Origin of the sequence: Rhodococcus sp. WB1 (assembly GCF_001700945.1) — a bacterium.
GTDB classification, from domain to species: domain Bacteria; phylum Actinomycetota; class Actinomycetes; order Mycobacteriales; family Mycobacteriaceae; genus Rhodococcus; species Rhodococcus aetherivorans.
The window spans coordinates 1,554,469-1,568,142 of the sequence record NZ_CP015529.1 but is presented as its reverse complement, the minus strand read 5'-3'; the positions used below and the strand labels follow the sequence as shown (position 1 = coordinate 1,568,142).

Sequence of the window (13,674 nt, the reverse complement as noted above, 5' to 3'; positions counted from 1 at the left end):
GACACACCGCACTAGAGCGCAGTTGTCTCCGTCGCCATCAGCGGTCGCACCGGCTTCGGATCGGCGCCGCAGCTGACCGGACGCGGCGGCAACTGCCGGGTCTCGACCTGCACGCGCCAGCGGCGACCGTCGCGGTGCCGCACCACCGTTCCGGCGTCGCCCTCGTCGACGACGAGCGCGTCCGCATCCGCGGGCACCTGCCCCCGCACCGCGATCTCGGCGACCTGCCCGGCCGCGGACCAGCTGCTGCGCCCCCGCAACCCCGGCAGATACACCTCGCCGCGAGCGGCGGCCGCCACGGCGTCCCGGCTCTGCGCGACGTCGAGCCGGCCGTAGGTGTAGCCCGTGGGCAGCAGGATCAGCGACGGGGCGAAGCGGTGCCCGCCGGTGTGCGAACACTCCCACACGTCGTCGCCGAACTCCGCAGCCAGCGCCGCCGCCACGGGGCGCCCCAGCACGGCACAGCACCGGTCCCGTTTGCCGTGGGCGCACACCAGCGCGACGGGCCGGTCCTGCGCACGGCCGAGGCCGGGCGCCGGGCCGGCGACGATGCGCGGGATCAGGTCGAGCAGTTCCTTCGGCTCCCCGACCTCCAGCCGCTCGCACCAGCTGCCGCCCGGATCGGAGCGGGCCAGGAGCACGGTGCGGCCGTCGCCGCGGCGGGCGGTGTCACGACCGGGCCGCCGGACGAACAGGAACCGCACTCCGGCGGCGTCGGCCGCGGCCGAGATCTCGCCGGCGAGGCCGGGGCCGAGAGCGGTGCCGTCGAGGACGTCGCGCCCCCAGCCGGACGGCATCTCGAGGCACACCCAGCCGGGGGCGGTCGCCGCGGTGCCGGGCAGGGGCTCGTCCAGCGCGGAGGCCGCCGAGCAGGCAGGAGGAAAGGCAAGGCTCACCCGCCCATTGTGTCCGTTCGGGCTAGTCGTGGAAGCGACGGCCCTCCGCGAGCTGCTGCACGAAGGCCTCGATGCGGCGTGCCCGGGTCTCCGGGCGCTTCGCGGCCTGCAGCCGGTACACGATCGCGTACCGGTTGCGGCCGTCGAGCGTGTCGTAGAAGGCCTGCGCCGCGGGATTGCCCGCGAGGGCGTCGAGGAAGTCCTGCGGCACCTGCGCGGTCGCCTGGCCGGCGTAGGCGCGCTCCCAGCGGCCGTCGGCGCGGGCGCGGGCGACCTCGGCGGCCCCGGCCGGCGCGAGCCGGCCCTCTGCCTCGAACCGTTCGGCGAGCGCCCGGTTACGCTGCGACCAGGGGCTGCGGGCCCGGCGCGGAGTGATGCGCTGCAGCCGGAAGTCGTCGTCGAGCCTGCGTGCCTGACTGTCGATCCAGCCGTGGCACAGCAGTTCCTCGACCACCTCGGCGTAGGTCACCGACGGATGCGCCGATCCCTTCTTGGCGAGCTTGACCCAGATGCCGGGCGAGTCCGTGTGGTGCTCACGCAGCCAGGCGGCGAAGGACTCCCGGTCCGGGAAGTACTCGACGGGCAGCTCGTCGGCCATGATCATCTCCCCAGCCGGCGCAGGCCCGCCCGCGTCCCCAGGCCCAGGAAGCCCTGGGACAGGTAGGCGAGAGAGCCGAGCGCGAGCACCCACTTGACGGTGCTGACCGTCGTCGCCACCCGAACGGTGGTGTCGGTGATGCGGTCACGGTGGTCGAGCAGATACAGGCCCGCGGCGTTCTCGACGTAGTCCGCCGCCGCGGCCACCGCCGGAGCGACGGCGAGGACCCGGCGGGTGTGCGCGGGCACGGGCCGGTGCTCGGCGAGCGATCGCGCACCGGCCTGCAGTGCGATGGCAAAGATCAAGGGATGCACCAGATCCCAGTAATAGTGCCGGCGATACCGCGGGACGGTGTCCGCGTCGAGTCCGTCGAGAACGTTGCGGTATGTCGCCGCGGAGAAGGCGGCCTGGATCCGTCCCACCGCCGGCGCGGCGGGGCCGAGCACGCGGGCGATGTTCGCCTGCGACACCACGAATACCGCGGCGGCGGCCAACAGTCGACGGTCGGACGCGGTCCATGTCATGCGGCGATCCTAGCGGCTGCGCCGCAGCGCGAGCGCCCTGTCGGGCCGACGGCTCGTGGGTGCCCCGTTCCCGCCCTCCCCGATCCGGATCAGCACGTGGTGATGAACTGTGCCGGCGTGCACCGTGCCCTCGTGCGTCGTGCAGGGCTGCCCTGTGTGCGGGAGTCGAACCCGCGGCGCTGCCCTCCGCGCGCCTGAGGATACAAAAAGGTCGATTCACCGCGACCCACGGCGTGTGCTCGCTTCCGATTCGGGTACCCGCTGCCCACGATCACTCGTCGATCAGATCAACCTCCCAGTTCACGCGCTGGATCTCCATGTCCACCTGCCGGATCCGGCGGGCCAGGTCGTCGGTGGTGCGCCGCAGGTCCCGGACCGACAGCGCCGAGACGTATGCCAGTTCGGACCGGAGTTGTCGCCCGTATCGGTCCCTGCTGCCCGAGGCCGCGTCCGCGGCCGCGGTCAGCGCACGGTGCCGGGCCTGCAAGGCGTCCCGTTCGGCCAGCGCGTCGGTGAGCGTGCGGTCGCCGACGCGGGTGGCGGTGTTCGTCTTGTTGATCCGAGCGATCAGCAGCGCATGCCGATCGATGGCGTCGGTGAGTTGGTCGAGGAGCTCGCCGGCATTCTCGGCGGGCTCCTCACCCTCCTGGTACCGGGCGTTGGCCACGATCCGGGTGCCGAGCTGCTCGATCCGCCGTTTCAGCTCGCCTCGCTCGGCGAGTGCCTCTGCCAACCGCATGGCGTCGAATCGTAGACGACCGGTCGTGTTCATGTGAACCCGGTTTCCGGCACCGTCGAGACCACCCAGCCGGGCGGAAATACCGTGTCCCACGTTCCGGTCCGCGAACGGCCCTGCCACGTCGGCGTGCCCGGGGGTGAGCTGCGGTACAGGCCGCGCGCGGCGGCAAGAGTGCGGTCGTACTGAGTCGGCCAACCGATGTCGGCGGCGAGCTGCTCGAGGACGGTGCGATCTCGGCTCAACGCCCGCTCGGTGTGCGCCAACGCGGGCAGCGAATCCCGCTTGTCGGTGTTGCAACCTCCGCAGGCGAGTACGAGATTGGCCAGCCCGTCGAGAGGCACCCGGGACCACGGTAGCACGTGGTCAACCGGATTTCCATCGGAAAGGCTTGTCGCACAATAGAAACACTGCGTTCCGAAGGCCTCGCGCAGCGCCACGCGCGGCTTCGCGAGCGAGACGCGGTCGCGGCCGAACAGGTGCCCCGCGATGTCGGGAACGTCCTCGTCGAGAAAGGCGTTGTAGCGGCACACGTCCTGAACCCACAGGATCTCCAGTGTCGGGGTGAGCAGACCGGACAGGCGGGCCAGCGCCGCCGCGACCCCCGGAAACAGGCGGATTACGCCACCGTGCCGGGCAATCGCCGCTCGGGTGATTCCGGAGTGCAACCAGGAGTCGTCGTAGAGGAACGGTTCGCCACGTCCGCCCGGTAGCCGCTGCAGCCGGTACAGCGGTTGCTGCGCCAGTGTGAGCGCGACCTCCGCGACAGCCTCGCGGTACAAGTCGGGCATCCGCAGCCTCGCGATGGACAGGCCGACCACCCCGCCGGCGTTCGCCGCACCGCGCAGCACCTCCACCGCCGTCAGGATCCGAGCCTTCGGCTGCGAGGACTGGCGCAACCGGTGCCCGTCGAACGGACGGACCTGGGGCCAGTACAGGTCGATCACCCGCTCGGCCAGGGCGTCGATCGGCACGTCGAGTGCCGCGGCCGGGTCCGCCGGCAGATGTTCGACGCAGAAGCCGACAAGTGCCGAAAGGGTCGCAAGCTTGTAAGTGGCGGTCCGGGCACCGGTCTCGAGGACGGCGACGACGCGCTGACCGAGCGCGAGGGCGTCCGTGGGTGGTCCGGTACCGTCCACCCCGCCACGGTAGCGCAGCGGGAGGAATCATGATGGGCAAGCTGGTCCGCGACCGGATTCCCGACATCATCGAGGCCGACGGCCGGGTGGCGCGCACCCGTGTACTCGATCGGGACGAGTACCGCAGCGCCCTGCTCGACAAGCTGGTCGAGGAAGCACACGAGCTGCGGGAAGCGCACAACGGCGACGAGCGGCTCGGCGAACTCGCCGACGTGCACGAGGTGTTCACGTCCCTGCTCGCCGCGTTCGGGATCGCCGCCGAGGAGGTGGCTGCCGCGGCCACCGCCAAGCGCGCCGAGCGCGGCGGCTTCGATCGCCGCATCTGGCTGGAATAGCGTCGGTACACCGGCAACAGGTTCCGGACGGCGACAACCGTCTCGACGGTTGTCGCTGTCCGGAAGCTCTGTCGTGGCGGAACGAGTGCTCAGGTGAGGAAGGGCAGCACGGCGGCCTCGAACTCGCGGTGCCGATCGCGGTGGATGCTGTGGCCGCAGGTGAAGTCGTGGACCGCGACGTCGCCGAGGACGTCCACAGCGGCCTCGAGCCGGGTCGGATCGACCATGCTGCCCGGCCCGCCCCGCAGGATCATCGTCGGTGCGGTGATCCGCGGAAGATGTTCCCACCACCGCGGATTCGGCGCGCGGAACTGGGTGAGCGCCGAGCTGGTCATGGAGCGGTCGAAGGCGAACGTCGCGCGCGGATTGCGCAGCAGGCTCGTCGAGGCGTGCCACAGCTCGGCCGGCGACGGCAGGCGCCCGCCGAGCACCTGCGGCGGATCGCCCGGGCGCAGCGGCAGCGGCGCCTCCTCGAGCACCAGGCGCCGCACCAGGCCCGGGCGCTGCTGCGCGACGAGGGATCCGGTGTGCCCGCCGAGGGAATGCCCGACGAGGTCGACCGTCTCGAGGCCCAGGTGTTCGCAGAGCCCGAGCACGTCGGCGCCGAACTCGTCGAAGCGGTAGGACGCGGCGCGGGCGCTGCGCCCGTGGCCGCGCAGGTCCACCGCGACGACCCGCCGACCGGCCGCGAGCAGGGACCGGGCGAACCGGTCCCACGTGCGTCCGTCGCCGCCCATCCCGTGCACCAGCATCACCGGCACCGGGTGGTGGCCCGTCCTGGGAGCCGAATCCCGGTAGGCGATCGCCACACCGTTCGGCGCGGCCGTCAGCACACTGGTCTCCACGTCAACCGAGGGTACTCACTCGTAGACGCCCTCCACATGCCAGCGGTCGTCGACGTGGATCACCAGCAGGGCCCGGGACTCCTCGAGCCGCACCTGCAGCCGCGCCGCCGCCCGCGCCGCGGCCGGGTCCCACCAGTACTCGTCCACCGGCCACGGCCCGGCCCAGGCGTGCACCCGCCAGCTGCGGCTGCCCCAGCTCAGCCGGGTGGGATCGCCGCTGAGCAGACCGCGCTCGGTCACCGTCACCGGGGTGCCCGACGCGTCCTCGAGCGCGATCGGGGGCAGGGTGGTGAGCACCACCGCCGGGGCGGGCGGGGGCAGCCGACCCGGCCACGGCGCCGACGGATCCGTCGCCGGCACCCGCTCCTCCCCCAGCGGCACGAGGGTCACCCGTTCCAGCGGGCCACGTCCGCCGCTGAGCACCCCCACCAGCACGGCTTCGCCACCGAGCAGTCCCTGCACCCGCACCAGGGCGCGCCGGGCCCGTTCGTCCTCGTCGCCGGCCCCGCCCCACAGGCCCAGCTGCAGCGCCCCCGCCGCCACCACCTCCACCGGTTCGAGCCGCAGCAGCACGATCCCGGCGGTGGGGCGGGTCGCGCTGTGCCCGGTGAGCCAGCCGTCGAGCTGCCAGCGCACCCGGTCGGCGGTGCCGTCCGGGGTCAGCGGTTCGGCGCAGCGCCACGTCCGGGCCAGCTCCTCACCGTTGCCGGTGCGGGCGGCCACCAGCAGCCGGGTGCAGGCCACCCCCGCCGCGGCCAGCCGGGTGTGCAGCAGCGCGGCGAGCGCCCGGCCGGCGAAAGCGGCCGAGTCGACCCGTTCGAGCGGCGGATCGCAGGGGCGCTCCACCACCAGATCGGGCGGCAGGGCACGACCGGACGGCGGGCGCTGCGGCCGTGCCCGTGCGCTGCGGTGCGCGGCGACGGCGTCCGCACCGAAGCGGGAGGCGACGTCGGTCGGCGACAGCGCGGCGAACGCCCCGATCGTGCGCAGACCGAGCCGTTTCAGCAGGTCCACCAGGTCGACGCGGTCCGGCGCGGTCAGGGACGGCTCCACGCAGATCTCCGAAATATTCAGGGGTGCAAGGAATTCCTCGTCCTCTCCGGGCGGGACGAGGCGGGCGTGGCGGGCGGCGAGCACCGCGGTGAACAGCTCGTCGGCGATGCCGACCTGGCATTCGACGCCGGTGGCGGCCACCTCGTCGACCAACCGCTCGGCCGCCGCCTCCTCGGAACCGAACCAGCGCACGACGCCGCGTGCAGCGAGCACCACCAGACCGGGGCGCAGCACCTCCACGCCGGGCGCCGCCGCGTCGATCGCCGCCACCACCGGCTCGAACAACCGCGCATCGCGGCCCGGATCATCCTGGGCGACATACAAATCCGGACACCGAGCCTGAGCCTCCCGTCGCCGCAGGCCCCGTCGCACGCCGGCGGCCCGGGCCGGTGCGGAACAGGCCGCCACGCGGTTGGCCGAGATCACCGCCACCGGCGCCGTGGGCGGCAGGTCGGCAGCCGCGGCGGCGGCGATCGCCGGCCAGTCCGGACACCACAGGGCCACCACCCGGGCCGGGCAGCCGGATTCGCTCACCGCGCCACCTCGGCCGGGCGGGGCACACTCCCCACCCGCGCCGGTTCTCCGGGGCGCCACTCCACTCCGGTTCGACCGGCACACAAGTCTATTCGCGCCACACGGGGCTGGAAGGCACGGCCCTGCGCGCGCACGGAAAGCCCGGTGCCGCACAGCCTGCCCCGAGCCGAGGCCGACAGTCCCCGGTAGCCGTGCACCGCGGCCTCGAGCCGCACGTGCGCTCCGTCCCACCGGCCGTCGGTGACCATCAGGGCCGCGCCCTTGCTGCGGGCCCGCGCAACCACCGCCCGGGTCCGCGCCGGCGGCACCACGGCGCCCCCGAGGCCGAGGACGACGAGGTCCATGCCGTCGAGCAGGACGGCGGCCACCTCCACCGGATCCGGTCCGGGCTCGGGGATCAGCGCGATCCGGCTCAGTTCGGCCCCCATCTCGGCGGCGGCGAGCAGGCCGAGGCGGCGATGCCCGACGACGGCGGCGTGCCCACCGGCGGCGGTGGCCGAGGCCAGCACACCGATCAGCAAAGACATTGCCCCGGAGAAACTTACGACGGATCCGCGGACCAGGCCACCGTCCGGGAGCAGCCGTGCGAGCGGCTCGGGTACCGGAAGCAGCCGGTCGACCGGCACCGGGGACGTCGCGGGCTCGGCGGGGCGGGGACGAGCACTCTCCCCCCTCACAGGAATCGCGGCGATCTGCCGCCGCAACGCCTCGAGCCGTTCCTGCCGGGGGAGCCCCGCCGGATCCTGCGACCCGCCCTCGACCGGAAACTCGGCCACCTCACCCACACGAACTCCCCTCGCCCTGCGCCGGCCGCGTATAGCACGGCCCACCGACAAACCGCGGGGAAGACGCGATTGTTCGAACACGTATTCGAACAGGTTCAGTAGACCCGACGGCGGGGCGCCCGTCAAGCGATGGCCCACCGCGGCATCCACTACCCTCGTCAAGGTGGCGGAACAGGAGCGAGCGGCAAGCGTCGTCGGCCCGGATCAGCTGGTGGCCGGACGTTATCGACTCGTCTCCAAGCTCGGCGGCGGTGGTATGGGCGCGGTCTGGCTCGCGCACGACACCCTGCTCGACCGGGACGTGGCCGTCAAGCAGGTCACCTCGACCGTGGGCCTGCCCACGGAGGCCGCCGAGGAGATCCGCCGCCGTACGCTGCGCGAGGGCCGGATCGCCGCCCGCCTCACCCACGAGCACGCCATCTCCATGTACGACGTCGCCCTCCACTCCGGCGAGCCGTGGCTCGTCATGGAGCATCTGCCCTCCCGCAGCCTCGCCCAGGTGATGAACATCGCCGACACCCTGCCGCCGCTCGAGGTGGCGCAGATCGGCACACACATCGCCGACGCGCTCGCCGCCGCCCACGCCGCCGGGATCGTGCACCGCGACATCAAGCCGGGCAACATCCTCGTCGCCGAGCGCGGCCGCGAGCTGGGCACCGTGAAGATCAGCGACTTCGGCATCGCCCGCGCCAAGGGCGACCACGACCGTTCCGGTGTGATCACCGGTACCCCCGCCTTCTTCGCACCCGAGGTCGCCCGCGGCAGCGATCCCACCGAGGCCAGCGACGTCTTCTCCCTCGGCGCGACCCTCTACACCGCAATCGAGGGCCAGCCACCGTTCGGCATCGACCCCGACTCGATCGCCCTGCTGCACCGCGTCGCCCGCGCCGAGATCATCCCGCCGACCCGGACGGGCCCGCTGACCGACGTCCTCCTCGCGATGCTGGAACCGGACCCCGCCCGCCGCCCGACGATGGAGCAGGCCCGGGACCGTCTCGCCGCGGTCGCCTTCGGGCCCGACGCCGATCCGGCACTGCTCCGCGGCCGGCCGATCCTGTCCGCCGACGGCACCGTCCCCGTGTGGGCGCGGCGCGCCACGACCCTCGTCGGTTCCCGGCGCACCGCGGGCACCGGGGGCACCCTCACCGGGTTGCCCGCAGCTCCCCACAGCGCGCCCCGCTCGATGTCACCGCGGGGCGTGCCCCGCCCTGCGGAGCTGCTGCACCGGCTGCGGCCCACCGGTCCCCCGCCGCGCACCACGCAGGAGAAGATCGTGGCGTTCGCACCGATGGCGATGGCGATCATGGTGGCCGTGCTCGTTCTCGCGCTGATCGTGGCCCTGATCATCGCGGTCGTCGTGAGCTGAGCTTGACCTTCGGGTCGGCCGAAACTCGATGATGGGGCCGTGACCACCTCCCCAGACCTGATCACGATCGGCACCATGGCCCGGCTCAGCGGGCTCACCCCGGGAGCGCTGCGGTTCTACGGCGACTGCCGGCTGCTCGTGCCCGCCGTGGTCGATCCCGTCACCGGCTACCGGTACTACACGGTCGACCAGCGCGAGCGAGCGGTGACGATCCGTCAGCTCCGCGAACTCGACGTCCCGCTCGACGACGTCGGCCGGATCCTCGACGGCGATGCCGAGTCCGGTGCCGCGCTGCTCGACGAATACGTCGCCGAGCTGCATCGCCGGGCCGAGCGCGCGACCCGGCTGGCCTCCGCCGTCAAGGCCCGCCTCGTGGCGCCGCCGACGGTCGTCGTACCGGGCAGGCTCCTCGCCGACACCGTCGAACGCGTCTTTCCGTCCGTCGCCACGGATTCGGAAATCCCTTGCCTGACAGGCATTCTCGTTGAGGTCGACGCCGGGGCGGTGGTCCTGACGGCGACGAACCGTTACCGGCTGACCACCGGCTCCGTGACGGCCGCGGCCCGCACCGGGAACCCGTTCCGCACCGTCGCCGACGGCTCCGCGCTCCGCGGGACCGCCGCCTGGCTGCGGGAACACGAGAACGTCGGCCTGGCCCTCGACGACGACTCGGGCGCGCTCACCCTCACCGGCGCGGACGGCGAGCGGCACCGCTGCCCGGCCGTCGGGGGCACCTTCCCCGACTACGGCAGCATGCTCGCCGCCCTCGACCCACCGGTCACGCGGGTGATCGTGCACCGCGACGCCCTGGCCGGGGCCGTGCGCGACGCCGCGGCCGGCACGATCGACCTGTGCGTGCGGGCGGCGGCACTCACCGTCGGCCACCGGGGGCACGACCGCGTGCTGCCCGCCGACATCACCGGCGCCGACCTGGATCTCTCCTTCGACCGGGACGGGCTGGGAGCCGCCCTCGACACTGCCGTCGGCCCGGAGGTGCTGCTGGACATCGCCTCCTACGACCGGCCCGTCGTGATCCGTTCCGCTGCCGCCGGCGACCTGACCACCCTGGCCATGCCCGTCCGCCGAGAAGAACACCCGTGACCGCGACCCGACCATGACCGCCGTCGCCGGGGCGATGATCGCGGCGGCGCTCGCGGCCGGATCGACCGAGCGGCTGCCCACGCACGGAACTCCGGTCAGTCGATCCGCCGCCGGTGCGCCCACCGGGTGAGCGCATTGCGGTTGGACTGCTGGGTCTTGCGCAGCACGTTCGACGCGTGCGTCTCGACGGTCTTGACCGAGATCACCAGTTCCTCGGCGATCTCGCGGTAGGTGTAGCCGCGCGCCAGCAGGCGCAGCACCTCGAGCTCCCGGGGGGTGAGCGAATCGAGTTCGGGGTCGAGCGGCGGCTCGGGGACGCTCGAGCGGCCGGTGAACGAGTCCAGGACGAACCCGGCCAGGCGCGGGCTGAACACCGCGTCCCCGCCGGCGACGCGGCGCACCGCGTCGGCCAGCTCGGCCCCCGAGATGGTCTTGGTGACGTAGCCGCGGGCGCCGGCCCGGATCACCGCGATGACGTCCTCGGCGGCGTCGGAAACGCTCAGCGCCAGGCACACCGGGCCCTCGGTGATCCGCCCGAGCACCGCCACCCCGCCCCCGTCGGGCATGTGGACGTCGAGCAGGACCACGTCGGGGCGGGTGGCATCGATTCCCGCGACCGCTTCCGCGACGGTGCCGGCCTCGCCGACGACCTCCATGTCGCTCTCCCGGCCGAGTTCGGCGCGCACCCCCGACCGGAACACGGCATGGTCGTCGACCAGGAACACACGGAAACGGCGGGAGGCGTCGAGTGACGTCAAGTGGGCTGCTCCTCTGGATGGGCGTCGGTGCCCTCCCACTCTAGGGTCGTCGTCCGCTCCGGTCCGGCACCGGCACGGGGCATATGGATGCGGATCTCCGTGCCCTTGCCCGGGTTCGAGCGCACACCGACCCGGCCGCCGCGACGCTCCACGCGACCCCGGATCGAACGGGCCAGGCCCTGCCGGTCCTCCGGCACCGCGGATTCGTCGAAGCCGACGCCACGGTCCCGGACGAAGACGCTCACCTGTTCGGGTTCGACCTCGACGAACAGGTCCACGCTGTCCACCCGCGCGTGCTTGGCCGCGTTGACCAGTGCCTCCCGGGTGGCGCCCAGCAGCGCGGTGAACGACTCGGCGGTCAGGTCCTCGTCGTCGCCGGGCACCACGTCGCCGACGATCACCGGCGCCACCGAGACCCCGTACTGGTCCTCCACCTCGCCGGCGATGGTGCGCAGCGCCTCGGCCAGGCTGGTGTGCGGGGTCTCGCCGCCGCCGAACAGCCAGCGGCGCAGCTCGCGTTCCTGGCTGCGCGCCAGGCGCAGCACCTCCTGCGAGTTGTCGGCCTGCTTCTGGATCAGGGCGAGCGTCTGCAGCACCGAATCGTGCAGGTGCGACGCGATCTCCTCGCGTTCCTCGTTGCGGACGCGGGCGGCGCGTTCCTCCTCGAGCGCGCGCCACATCCGCACCCACAGCGGCACCGACAGCAGGCCGGCCCCGACCAGCGTCACCAGCACCGCCAGCACCGACGAGCGCAGGGCCGCCACGTCGACCTGGGCGAGGATCACGACACCGAGCCCGAGCACGATGAGCGAGGCGCCGCCGACCACCCGCGCCCAGGTCAGCACCGTCGGGCGGGCGGGCAGGCCCAGCACCGAACGCGGTCCCTCGGCGTCGAACTCGCGCCAGACCAGCGCGGCGCCCACCGCCACCACGACGACAGGCGCGATCACCGAGCCCACACCGCCGTTGAGCAGCCACGAAAGCCCTACGGCCAGGCCCAGTCCGATGACCGCCAGGCCCAGCGCCCGGCGCCGCTCGGTGGGCGACGGCGGTTCGGTGTCCGAGCCCTGCGGCGTGAGCGCCCACAGCAACCCGTAGGCGACGATGCCGAGGCCGGCGAGCGCCGCCAGGACCGTGAACGCCACCCGCACCTTGAGCACGTCGACCCCGAGGTGGTCGGCGAGACCACCGGCCACGCCGCCCACGACCCGGCCGCCGACCCGGCGCTCGAGGCGGGGGGTGGGCAGGTGCGGGTAGGGAACCGGCTGCATACCTTCGATACTGGCACGCGCACCCCGCCCCGGGCATCGGGGACGAACCCTGAGCCGGCGGCCGCGCGCAGCGGCAGAATTCAGGGTCGGTCCCTGATGTGCGGCGGGGCGGCGGTCGAGAAGGATGTGCAGCATGAACACGCGAAGCTTCCCCGAGCAGCTCTCGGACATGTGGCGCACCCGTCCGGTCCGGCTGCCACGGCAGGGCCATGTCGCCGGGGTGTGCGCGGGCATCGGCGTGCGGTACGACGTGGATCCGGTGCTGATCCGCGTGGCGTTCGTGGTGTCCACGTTCTTCGGCGGCGCCGGCCTGGTGCTGTATCTGGCGTGCTGGCTGCTGCTGCCGCGCTACGGCGATCAGGTCTCCCCCGCCGAGTCCCTCGTCGGCCGGGGGCACAGCTCCGAATCGAGCACCAAGGCCGTGGTGCTCCTGGTGGTGCTGGCGGTCGCGGCCAGCGCCTTCGGCCCGATGGGCCCCGGGGTCGGCGGTTCCGGGTTCGTGAGCATGGTGCTGATGCTCGGCGGCCTGTGGCTGCTGTACCAGCGCCGGCCCGAACCCCCGGCGCTGCCCGGGGCGCCGCAGCTGTTCCCACAGAACCCCTTCCAGGCCCCGTTCCAGCAGAGCCAGTACCAGCAGGCGCCCTTCGCGCAGCACACCGCCGCCACCGGGCCCGCGCCGGCGGATCCGAACTTCTGGACGAAGCCGGAACCGGACTCGCCCCGGGCCGCCGGCGCGGAGTCCCCCGAGGCGAACCCGGAGCCCCCGCAGGATCCGTTGCTGCAGCGCCCGACGCCGCCGTCCTGGGATCCGCTCGGCGTCGCACCGTTCGCCTGGGACCTGCCCGAGCCGGCGCCCGCGCCGTCGGTCGTGCCGGCGAAACAGCCCCGCTCACGGCTCACCACGACGGTGCTGGGCCTGGCGGTGCTCGCCGCGGCGGCCGCCGGCGCGGTGGCCTCCGCGGGTGAGGTCGCCTGGCTCACACCGGCGCGGATCGGCGCGATCGCGCTCGCGGTGATCGGACTCGGCCTGCTGTTCGGGGCGTTCCTGCACCGCGGCTACGGACTGCTGGTGGTGACGGGCCCGCTGCTCGGGTTCGTGGTGCTGGCCTCGCTCGTCGGGCCGATCGACACCTCGTCGTGGGGGGAACAGCTGTACTCGCCCCGCACCGCCGCGGAACTGCAGCCGGCGTACTCGGTGCAGATGGGTGCCCTGCAACTGGACCTGCGCGGGCTCGAACTCACCGAGGACGAGACCGTCACCGTCGAGACCCGCTTCGGTGCCACCGAGATCATGCTGCCGAAGAACCTCGACGTCGACGTCGTCTGCACCGAGCGGGCCTCGAACCCGTGCATGATGCAAGGCCTCGACGGCGGCGACGACGGCGTCGGCGGACCGGTCCTGACCCTGAACCTCGACACCGCATTCGGCAACTCGGAGGTGCGCCGTGGCTGACTTCGACACCGACCCCACCGACCCCACGACCGGCACCCGCCGGCGGGGCCCGTCGATCCTGATGCTGCTGTCCGCGATCGCGGCGCTGGCGGTCAGCGGGTGGGCGCTGATCGGGCCGTTCTCCCTCGAGCCGCTCGCGAACGTCGAATTCCGCTGGCTGCTCGTCGCGCTCGCCGTCGTCGTCGGCGCGGCCCTGGTGTTCGCGCCGGGCAAGAAGAAGCGCTGACACCCCGGAACGCACTGCGCCCTTCGGATCGGATCCGAAGGGCGCAGCCGCGTC

General features: G+C 73.1%; 15 protein-coding genes. 5 read left to right on the top strand and 10 right to left on the bottom strand.

The window, feature by feature from the left end; translation table 11 throughout:
- Positions 1–11: 11 nt before the first annotated feature.
- The 5 genes from A4U64_RS06890 to A4U64_RS06870 all read right to left on the bottom strand — a co-directional run bounded on the left by A4U64_RS06890 (position 12) and on the right by A4U64_RS06870 (position 3,893).
- A complete protein-coding gene (locus tag A4U64_RS06890) occupies positions 12–896 on the bottom strand; it encodes a sucrase ferredoxin (RefSeq protein ID WP_185712872.1) in 885 nt (294 codons plus the stop codon).
- 22 nt (positions 897–918) lie between these two features.
- Positions 919–1,494: a YdeI/OmpD-associated family protein gene (locus tag A4U64_RS06885; protein ID WP_006945818.1), complete on the bottom strand. Its 576-nt coding sequence runs from the start codon at positions 1,492–1,494 to the stop codon at positions 919–921.
- 2 nt (positions 1,495–1,496) lie between these two features.
- Entirely contained in the window at positions 1,497–2,018 is a 522-nt protein-coding gene (locus A4U64_RS06880) for a hypothetical protein (RefSeq protein WP_065922362.1), read from the bottom strand.
- A gap of 271 nt (positions 2,019–2,289) precedes the next feature.
- The gene (locus tag A4U64_RS06875; RefSeq protein ID WP_029544765.1) at positions 2,290–2,757 is read right to left on the bottom strand and encodes a DIP1984 family protein; all 468 of its coding nucleotides are present in this window, start codon (positions 2,755–2,757) and stop codon (positions 2,290–2,292) included.
- A 29-nt stretch (positions 2,758–2,786) separates the two neighbouring features.
- Positions 2,787–3,893, bottom strand: coding sequence for an HNH endonuclease (locus A4U64_RS06870; RefSeq protein ID WP_065922361.1), 1,107 nt, complete (start codon positions 3,891–3,893; stop codon positions 2,787–2,789).
- A gap of 32 nt (positions 3,894–3,925) precedes the next feature.
- Here A4U64_RS06870 and A4U64_RS06865 point away from each other — a divergent pair, with 32 nt between their 5' ends.
- Entirely contained in the window at positions 3,926–4,228 is a 303-nt protein-coding gene (locus A4U64_RS06865) for a nucleoside triphosphate pyrophosphohydrolase (RefSeq protein ID WP_006945808.1), read from the top strand.
- An 89-nt stretch (positions 4,229–4,317) separates the two neighbouring features.
- Here the strand turns inward: A4U64_RS06865 and A4U64_RS06860 are convergent, their stop codons facing one another.
- The 3 genes from A4U64_RS06860 to A4U64_RS06850 are packed head-to-tail and all read right to left on the bottom strand — an operon-like array spanning position 4,318 to position 7,445.
- A complete protein-coding gene (locus A4U64_RS06860; RefSeq protein ID WP_065922360.1) occupies positions 4,318–5,073 on the bottom strand; it encodes an alpha/beta fold hydrolase in 756 nt (251 codons plus the stop codon).
- Between the two features lie 15 nt (positions 5,074–5,088).
- The gene (locus tag A4U64_RS06855) at positions 5,089–6,660 is read right to left on the bottom strand and encodes a DNA polymerase Y family protein (protein ID WP_065922359.1); all 1,572 of its coding nucleotides are present in this window, start codon (positions 6,658–6,660) and stop codon (positions 5,089–5,091) included.
- Positions 6,657–7,445 (bottom strand): hypothetical protein, encoded by a 789-nt coding sequence (locus tag A4U64_RS06850; protein ID WP_065922358.1) that lies wholly within the window; start codon positions 7,443–7,445, stop codon positions 6,657–6,659. The genes A4U64_RS06855 and A4U64_RS06850 overlap by 4 nt, the downstream gene beginning before the upstream one ends.
- A gap of 163 nt (positions 7,446–7,608) precedes the next feature.
- Here A4U64_RS06850 and A4U64_RS06845 point away from each other — a divergent pair, with 163 nt between their 5' ends.
- The gene (locus A4U64_RS06845) at positions 7,609–8,811 is read left to right on the top strand and encodes a serine/threonine-protein kinase (RefSeq protein ID WP_043802555.1); all 1,203 of its coding nucleotides are present in this window, start codon (positions 7,609–7,611) and stop codon (positions 8,809–8,811) included.
- A gap of 39 nt (positions 8,812–8,850) precedes the next feature.
- Positions 8,851–9,912, top strand: a complete 1,062-nt coding sequence (locus tag A4U64_RS06840) for a DNA polymerase III subunit beta family protein (protein WP_065922357.1) — start codon at positions 8,851–8,853, stop codon at positions 9,910–9,912.
- Positions 9,913–10,007: 95 nt separating this feature from the next.
- Here A4U64_RS06840 and A4U64_RS06835 read toward each other — a convergent pair whose 3' ends face one another.
- Together A4U64_RS06835 and A4U64_RS06830 are read right to left on the bottom strand one after the other, a co-directional pair.
- Positions 10,008–10,670, bottom strand: coding sequence for a response regulator (locus A4U64_RS06835; RefSeq protein WP_006934956.1), 663 nt, complete (start codon positions 10,668–10,670; stop codon positions 10,008–10,010).
- Positions 10,667–11,941, bottom strand: a complete 1,275-nt coding sequence (locus tag A4U64_RS06830; protein WP_006934957.1) for an ATP-binding protein — start codon at positions 11,939–11,941, stop codon at positions 10,667–10,669. Before A4U64_RS06830 ends, A4U64_RS06835 begins: the two co-directional genes overlap by 4 nt.
- 133 nt (positions 11,942–12,074) lie before the next feature.
- Between A4U64_RS06830 and A4U64_RS06825 the strand changes: the two genes are divergently transcribed.
- Together A4U64_RS06825 and A4U64_RS06820 are read left to right on the top strand one after the other, a co-directional pair.
- Positions 12,075–13,394 carry a PspC domain-containing protein gene (locus A4U64_RS06825; protein ID WP_050035515.1) on the top strand — a complete coding sequence of 440 codons (1,320 nt, stop codon included), beginning with the start codon at positions 12,075–12,077 and terminating at the stop codon, positions 13,392–13,394.
- Positions 13,387–13,620: a hypothetical protein gene (locus tag A4U64_RS06820; protein WP_006934962.1), complete on the top strand. Its 234-nt coding sequence runs from the start codon at positions 13,387–13,389 to the stop codon at positions 13,618–13,620. The genes A4U64_RS06825 and A4U64_RS06820 overlap by 8 nt, the downstream gene beginning before the upstream one ends.
- The last annotated feature ends 54 nt before the right edge of the window (positions 13,621–13,674 follow it).

Excerpts from the sequence above, each read along its gene's own strand:
- A4U64_RS06825 (WP_050035515.1), top strand. The coding sequence starts at position 12,075 with ATGAACACGCGAAGCTTCCCCGAGCAGCTCTCGGACATGTGGCGCACC.
- A4U64_RS06830 (WP_006934957.1), bottom strand. The coding sequence starts at position 11,941 with ATGCAGCCGGTTCCCTACCCGCACCTGCCCACCCCCCGCCTCGAGCGC.
- A4U64_RS06875 (WP_029544765.1), bottom strand. The coding sequence starts at position 2,757 with ATGCGGTTGGCAGAGGCACTCGCCGAGCGAGGCGAGCTGAAACGGCGG.
- A4U64_RS06880 (WP_065922362.1), bottom strand. The coding sequence starts at position 2,018 with ATGACATGGACCGCGTCCGACCGTCGACTGTTGGCCGCCGCCGCGGTA.
- A4U64_RS06865 (WP_006945808.1), top strand. The coding sequence starts at position 3,926 with ATGGGCAAGCTGGTCCGCGACCGGATTCCCGACATCATCGAGGCCGAC.
- A4U64_RS06885 (WP_006945818.1), bottom strand. The coding sequence starts at position 1,494 with ATGGCCGACGAGCTGCCCGTCGAGTACTTCCCGGACCGGGAGTCCTTC.